We start from the raw sequence: 7,516 nt of genomic DNA, 5'->3' as shown, positions 1-7,516 counted from the left end.
CCGACCCGAACCCGTCTCGTTCTCAGCAGAGCCCATAGGGTCTGATGTCATCACTCACAGTGCCCATCCCGCCGGACGCTGAGGTCCGGCGTGTCGGGCCGGAACCACCGTTCGTTGCACAGGCCCGCCGACGCGGTCACCGCGCTGCGGGCCGCGGGGGCGACGACGTTCGTCGAGGTCGGCCCGGACGCCGCGCTCGCCGCGGTCGCCGACGACGTCACCGTCGTGCCGGTGCAGCGCCGCGACCGCGACGAGGAGCACACCCTCGCGGTCGCGCTGGCCCGGCTGCACACCGCTGGCACCGACGTCGACTGGAGCGGCTGGCCGCTGGGCGAGGGCCCCGGCGCCGACCTGCCGACCTACCCGTTCCGCCGGACGCGGTACTGGCCGGCGACGATCGCCGCCGGCGCGGCACCCGGTGCCGCGGACCCGGCCGAGACCGAGCTGTGGTCGGCCGTCGAACGGTCCGACCGGGACCGGGTGGCCGAGGAGCTGGGCCTCGACGGCGACACCGTCGACGCCGTCCTGCCCGCGCTGGGCTCGTGGCGACGCCGCCGCCGGACCCGTGACGCCGCCGCCGCGACCCGCTACCGGGTCGAGTGGCCGGTCGTGGACGTCCCGACGGCACCCACCGGGCCGGAGACGGTGCCCGCGGATGCCGACCCCGACACCCTCGCCGCCGCACGACGGGTCCTCCTCGACCTCGGCGCGGTGGACGCCCCGGACCCGGCCGCGCTGCTCGCGGCTCTGGACGACGCCGGCTCCCGGGCCGCGCTCTGGGTGCTCACCCGCGGCGCCGTCGCCCTGGACGGTGAGCAGGGCGACACCGACCAGGCCGACCGCTGGGCCCGGACGGCGGTCGCCGCCCGGGAGCACCCGGAACGCACCGTGGTGCGGGTCGACCTCCCCACCGGGACCGCCGGGACCGCCGACCCCGCCACCGCGGTGGACCTGCCGCGCACGGCGGGCCCCGGCGAGCTCGCGATCCGCGACGGCCGGGTGCACGCCCGGCGCCTGGTCCGCGTCCCGGGCGGTGCGCCCGGCGGGTCCACCGGGTGGGTCACCGGCGCGACCGTCCTCGCCGACGGGACCGACCCCCGGGTGCTGACGGCGCTGGCCGCCGCCGGTGCGCGGGCACTGCTGCTCACCGACGCGCCCGGCACCGGGTTCGACCCCGCCGGGACCGAGGTGACCGTCCTCGGCCACGGCGACGGGGTGCCCGCGGAGGTCACCGCCGTCGTGCACGGCGGGGGACCGGACGCCCGCTGGACCCCCGCCGAGCTCGACGCGCTCGTCGCGGACCACGAGCTGACCGCGTTCGTGATGCTGGGCTCGGTCGCCGGCACCTGGCACGTCCGCGGCCGGGCCGACGAGGCCGCCGCCGGGGCCCGCGCCGCCGGGCTGGCCCGCGCCCGCCGGGCGCGCGACCTGCCCGCCACCGCCGTCGCGTTCGGGCCGTGGACGGGCTCGTCGACGGCCGACGTGGCCGCGCACCTGCGGCTGCACGGGCTGCCCGAGCTGGAGCCGGACACCGCGCTCGCCGCGCTGGCGGCCGCCGTCGCCGGCGGCGGACCGGAGGAGGTCGTCGCCGACGTGGCCTGGGAGCGGCTCGCGCCGACCCTGGCCCAGGGCGGACCGGACGGGCTGCTGGCCCTGCTGCCCGAGGCCGCCCTCGCCGACCGGCCCGGCACCGGCGACGACGGTGCGCTGCGCGCGCGCCTCGCCGACCTCCCCGAGGGCGCCCGGGCCGCGGAGCTGACCGAGATGGTGTGCGCCGTCGCCGCCCGCGTGCTGGGTCACGACGACCCGGCCGCGGTCGACCGCGACGTCCCGTTCCGGGACCTGGGCGTCGACTCGCTCACCGCCGTCGACCTGCGGGACCGGCTCGGCGCGGCGACCGGGCTGGCACTGCCCGCATCGCTCGTGTTCGACCACCCGACCCCGGCCGAGCTGGCGCGGCACCTCCTCGCCGAGCTCGGCGGTGCGACCGTCGCCGCCGCGGCAGCGCCCGCACCGGCCGCCGCGGCCGCGGGGGAGCCGATCGCGATCGTCGGCATGGCCTGCCGGTACCCGGGCGGGGTCACCTCGCCGGAGGACCTGTGGGAGCTCGTGCGCGACGGGGTCGACGCGACCGGGGACATGCCCACCGACCGCGGCTGGGACCTGGACGGTCTCGCCAGCGTCACCCGCCGCGGCGGGTTCCTGCACGACGTCGCCGGGTTCGACGCGGACTTCTTCTCCGTCTCCCCGCGCGAGGCCGTGGTGATGGACCCGCAGCAGCGGATCGTGCTCGAGACCTGCTGGGAGGCCCTGGAACGAGCCGGCATCGACCCGTCGGTGCTGCGCGGCTCCGACACCGGCGTGTTCATCGGCGGTGGCAGCGGCGAGTACCGCGTCTCCGCCGACACCTACGGCCAGGAGTGGCAGACCGCGCAGTCGGCGAGCCTGCTGTCCGGACGGGTCGCCTACACCCTGGGCCTGCAGGGCCCGACGGTGTCGGTGGACACCGCCTGCTCGTCGTCGCTGGTCTCGCTGCACCTCGCGGCACAGGCCCTGCGGACCGGCGAGTGCACCGCGGCACTGGCCGGTGGTGTCACCGTGATGTCGACCCCGGTCGGGTTCGTCGAGTTCAGCACCCAGGGCGCGTTGTCCCCGGACGGGCGCTGCAAGCCCTTCGCCGAGGACGCCGACGGCACCGCCTGGGCCGAGGGCGCCGGTGTTCTGGTGCTCGAACGGCTGTCGGACGCACGCCGGCTCGGGCACCGTGTGCTCGGCCTCGTCCGCGGCTCGGCGATCAACTCCGACGGCGCCTCGAACGGGCTCACCGCCCCCAGCGGACCCGCCCAGCAGCGCGTGATCACCCGCGCGCTGGCCGCGGCCGGGCTCGCCGCGCACGAGGTCGACGTCGTGGAGACCCACGGCACCGGCACCCGGCTCGGCGACCCGATCGAGGCCCAGGCGCTGCTGGCCACCTACGGCCGCGAGCGCGAGCACCCCCTGCTGCTCGGCGCGGTGAAGTCCCACCTGGGCCACACCCAGGCGGCCTCCGGCGTCGCCGGGGTGATCGCGACGGTCATGGCGATGCAGCACGGCACCGTGCCCGGCTCGCTGCACGCGGACACCCCGACCTCGCGGGTGGACTGGTCCTCCGGCGCGGTCCGGCTGGTGCCCGCTCCGCAGGCATGGCCGGAGACCGGCCGCCCGCGCCGGGCCGCGGTCTCCTCGTTCGGCGCCAGCGGCACCAACGCCCACGTCGTGCTGGAACAGGCCGCGCCACAGCCCCCCGCACCCGCCCCGGAGGCGCCGGTGGCCCGCACCCTGCTCCCGGTCCCGGTCTCGGCCCGCACCCCGGCGGCGCTGCGGGCCCGTGCGTCCGCGCTGCGCGCCGTCGCCGCCCGCGACGGCGCCGTCCCGGCCGACATCGCGTTCTCCGCCGCGACCGGGCGGGCCGCGTTCGAGCACCGCGCGGTGGTGCTCGCCGCCGACCGCGGGGCACTCCTCGATGGCCTCGACGCGCTGGCCACCGGGTCCCCGGCCCGGCACGTCGTGTCCGGCGAGGTCACCCGCACCGGCCGGCTCGCGATGGTCTTCCCCGGCCAGGGCGCGCTGCGCCTCGGCGTCGGACGCGAGCTGCACGCCCGGTTCGACGTCTTCGCCGACGCGTTCGACGCGGTCCTCGACCGGATGCCCGACGGCGTCCGCGACGCCCTCTGGGGCGACGACCCGGACGCGCTCGCCGAGACCGGCGTCGCCCAGCCCGCGCTGTTCGCGGTCGGGGTGGCGCTGTACCGGCTGGTCGAGTCCTGGGGGGTCACCCCGGACCTGCTGGCCGGGCACTCGGTCGGCGAGCTCGCCGCCGCCCACGTGGCCGGCGTGCTCGACCTCGACGACGCCTGCACCCTGGTCTCGGCCCGGGCGCGGCTCATGCAGGCACTGCCCCGCGGCGGCACGATGGTCGCGGTCCGCGCCGGCGAGGACGAGGTGCGCGCGCACCTCACCGGTGACCCGGCGGACACCGTCGCGGTCGCCGCGGTCAACGGTCCGGAGTCGGTCGTGCTGGCCGGCCCCCGGGAGGCGGTCCTCGCCGTCGCCGGCCGCTGGCGGCACCGCGAGCTGGTCGTGTCCCACGCGTTCCACTCGGCGCTGATGGACCCGGTGCTCGAGGAGTTCGGCGCCGTCGCCGCGTCGCTGACCTGGAACCGGCCCCGTATCCCGGTCGTCACCGCCGACGGCACCGGCACCGGGCCGGTGCACACCCCCGCCCACTGGGTGGCCCACGTCCGCGACACCGTCCGGTTCGCCGACGCCGCCGCGACCCTCGCCGCGCGTGGTGCCCGCACCGTGCTCGAGCTCGGGCCGGACGGGTCGCTGTCGTCGCTGATCGGCGAGCTCGGCACCGGCGCGGCCAGCGACCCGGTCGCGGTCCCGGCGCTGCGCCGCGACCACGACGAGGAGGAGTCCCTGCTCGGCGCGCTCGCCCGGCTGCACGTGCGCGGCGCCGCCGTGGACTGGGCCGGCGTCTTCGCCGGGGTCCCGGCCCGGCGCGTCGACCTGCCCACCTACCCGTTCCAGCGCGAGCGCTACTGGAGCACCACCGCGGCGACCCCCGCAGCGGCCGCCCGGCCCGGCCCGGACGACGGCGCCGGGGACGAGCTGTGGGACCTGCTCTCCGGCGACCACGCCACGGACGAGCTCGACGTCGACGCCGACGCCCTCGCCCAGGTCCTGCCCGGCCTGCTGGGCTGGCGGGAACGCCGCCGGGAGGCCGACGCGCTCGACGCGGTCCGGCACCGGATCGGCTGGCGGCCGGTGACCGGCCGCGACCCGGTTCCCGGCGAGCCCTGGCTCGTCGTCGGGGATCCCGCGGGCCCGGACGCCGGGCTGGTCGCGGACCTGGCCGCGGCCACCGGGATCGAGCCGGTGTGGACCTCGGTCGCCGCGGACGCGGACCGCACCGAGGTCGCCGGTCTGGTCGCCGCGACCGGAGCCGCGACCCTGCACGGTGTCCTCGCCCTGCCCGGCCCGGCCGACCCGCACGGCGGGCCGGCCGCGGCCGCCCGGGTGACGACGCTGCTGCAGGGGCTCGGCGACGCCGGGGTCACCGCACCGCTGTGGGTGCTGACCCGCGGCGCGGTCTCGGTCGCCGCCGACGACCCGGTCGGGGACGACCTCGGTGCCGCCGCCGTCTGGGGCCTGGGCCGGGTCGCGGCCATGGAGTACCCGGACCGGTGGGGCGGCCTGGTCGACCTCGGGCCCGCCACCGATGCCCGGACCGTGCGCGGCCTCGCCGCCGCGCTCACCGGCCGGGACGGCGAGGACCAGCTCGCGGTCCGCCCGCACGGCCTGTACGGGCGGCGGCTGCTGCCCGCACCCGCGCCGCGTCCCGCCACGACGTGGGAGCCACGGGGGACCGTGCTGGTCACCGGAGGCACCGGTGCACTGGGTGGGCACGTGGCCCGCGACCTGGCCCGGGCCGGCGCCCGCCGGCTGGTGCTGCTGAGCCGCCGCGGCCCGGACGCCCCGGGCGCCGCGGAGCTGACCGCGGAGCTGGCCGGGCTCGGCGCACACGCCGAGGTCGTCGCCGGCGACGCGGCGGACCGCGACCGGCTGGCCGCGGTGCTCGCCGCGATCCCGGACGAGCACCCGCTCACCGGGGTCGTCCACGCCTCCGGTGTGCTCGACGACGGCGTCCTCGACCGGCTCACCCCCGACCGGTTCACCGAGGTGTTCCACGCCAAGGTCGCCCCGGCGCTGCTGCTCGACGAGCTCGCCGGCGACCTGGACGCGTTCGTGCTGTTCTCCTCGGCGTCCTCGGCGGTCGGGAACCCCGGCCAGGCCAACTACGCCGCGGCCAACGCGGTGCTCGACGCGCTCGCCGCCCGCAGGCGGGCCCGCGGCGCCGCGGGCACCTCGATCGCCTGGGGTGCCTGGGCGGGCGGGGGCATGGCGCAGGGAGCCGACGCGTCCGAGCACGCCCGCCGGGCCGGGCTCGGCGCGCTCGACCCCGGCCGGGCCTGCACCGTGCTGCGCCAGCTCGTCGCCGAGAGCGCCGACAACGCCGTCGTCGTCGCGGTGGAGGGCCCGGCGGCGCCCGGCCCCCGGGCCACGGCGCTGCTGCGGGACATGCCCGGTGCCGACACGGCCGCCGGGCGCGGCACGGCTCCGGGAACCCCGCCGGTGGACGCGCTGCGGGAGCGGGTGCTGGCGCTGCCCGCGGCGGCCCGGCTCGACGCGGTGCTCCAGACGGTCCGCGAGATCGCGGCCGGCGTGCTCGGCCGCGACGACGCGAGCGGGGTCGGCGCCGACCGACCCTTCCGGGACCTCGGCTTCGACTCACTGGCCACCGTCGAGATGCGCAACCGGCTCTCGGCGGCGACCGGCCTGACGCTGCCCGCGACGCTGGTGTTCGACCACCCGACACCGCAGGCACTCGCCGAGCACGTGCTCGCCGGACTGACCGGCGACCCGTCCGGCACCGCGGTGCCGGACACCGGCGGCACGGCCGAGACGGCGGTGCGGGCCGCCCTCACCGGGCTCCCGCTGGAGCGGTTGCGCGACGCCGGGCTGCTCGACGCCCTGCTCGCGCTGGCCGCCGACGGCACGCCCGGTCACGTCGACCCCCGGGGCGACGGCGACGGCAACGGCCACCCCCGGGGCCCACGGCAACGGCCACGGCAACGGCCATGGCAACAGCGATGGCAACGGCCACACCCCGACCGGGGCCGACGGCTCCGGAACCGACCCCGAGATCGACTCGATGTCCGTGGACGACCTGGTACGGGCCGCACTCGACGACCTGTCCGACCCGTCGCAGAACTGATGGAGCTGACCTGATGAGCACCCCCTCGGAGAAGGTCGTCGTCGCCCTGCGGGCATCGATCAAGGAGACCGAGCGGCTCCGCCGGCAGAACCGGGACCTGCGGGCGGCGTCGAACGAGCCCGTCGCGATCGTCGCCATGGGCTGCCGCTTCCCGGGCGGTGTCACCGACCCGGACGAGCTCTGGCAGCTCGTCGACTCCGGCCGCGACGCCGTGGGCGGGTTCCCCACCGACCGCAACTGGGACCTCGACGCCCTGCACGCCGGGACCGTCGACGACCGCGGCACCGAGGTCAGCCTGCAGGGCGGGTTCCTCGACGGGGTCGCCGACTTCGACCCCGGCTTCTTCGGGATCTCCCCGCGCGAGGCAGTCACCATGGACCCGCAGCAGCGGCTGCTGCTGGAGCTGGCCTGGGAGACCTTCGAACGCGCCGGGCTGGACCCGTCCACGCTGCGCGGCAGCCGCACCGGCGTCTACGTGGGCACCAACGGCCAGGACTACGCGCACCTGCTCATCCGCTCGATGGACGACGCCACCGGCGACATCGGTACCGGGATCGCCGCCGGCGCCGTCTCCGGGCGGCTGTCCTACGAGCTCGGCCTCGAGGGCCCCACGGTCACGGTGGACACCGCCTGCTCGTCGTCGCTGGTGTCGATGCACCTGGCGGCGCAGGCGCTGCGGGCGGGTGAGTGCGGTCT

At 78.1% G+C, this 7,516-nt stretch carries 2 protein-coding genes; both read left to right on the top strand.

What is annotated here, in order from left to right:
- Positions 1-114: 114 nt before the first annotated feature.
- Positions 115-6,834 carry a type I polyketide synthase gene (locus FVA95_RS26745; RefSeq protein WP_149666596.1) on the top strand — a complete coding sequence of 2,240 codons (6,720 nt, stop codon included), beginning with the start codon at positions 115-117 and terminating at the stop codon, positions 6,832-6,834.
- Positions 6,834-7,516: beta-ketoacyl synthase N-terminal-like domain-containing protein (locus FVA95_RS26740; RefSeq protein ID WP_149666595.1), on the top strand; the 683-nt coding region annotated here is incomplete at its 3' end. The genes FVA95_RS26745 and FVA95_RS26740, both read left to right, overlap by 1 nt.

Origin of the sequence: Pseudonocardia sp. EV170527-09 (assembly GCF_008369905.1) — a bacterium.
GTDB lineage: Bacteria > Actinomycetota > Actinomycetes > Mycobacteriales > Pseudonocardiaceae > Pseudonocardia.
This window is presented reverse-complemented; position numbering and strand designations above follow the sequence as displayed.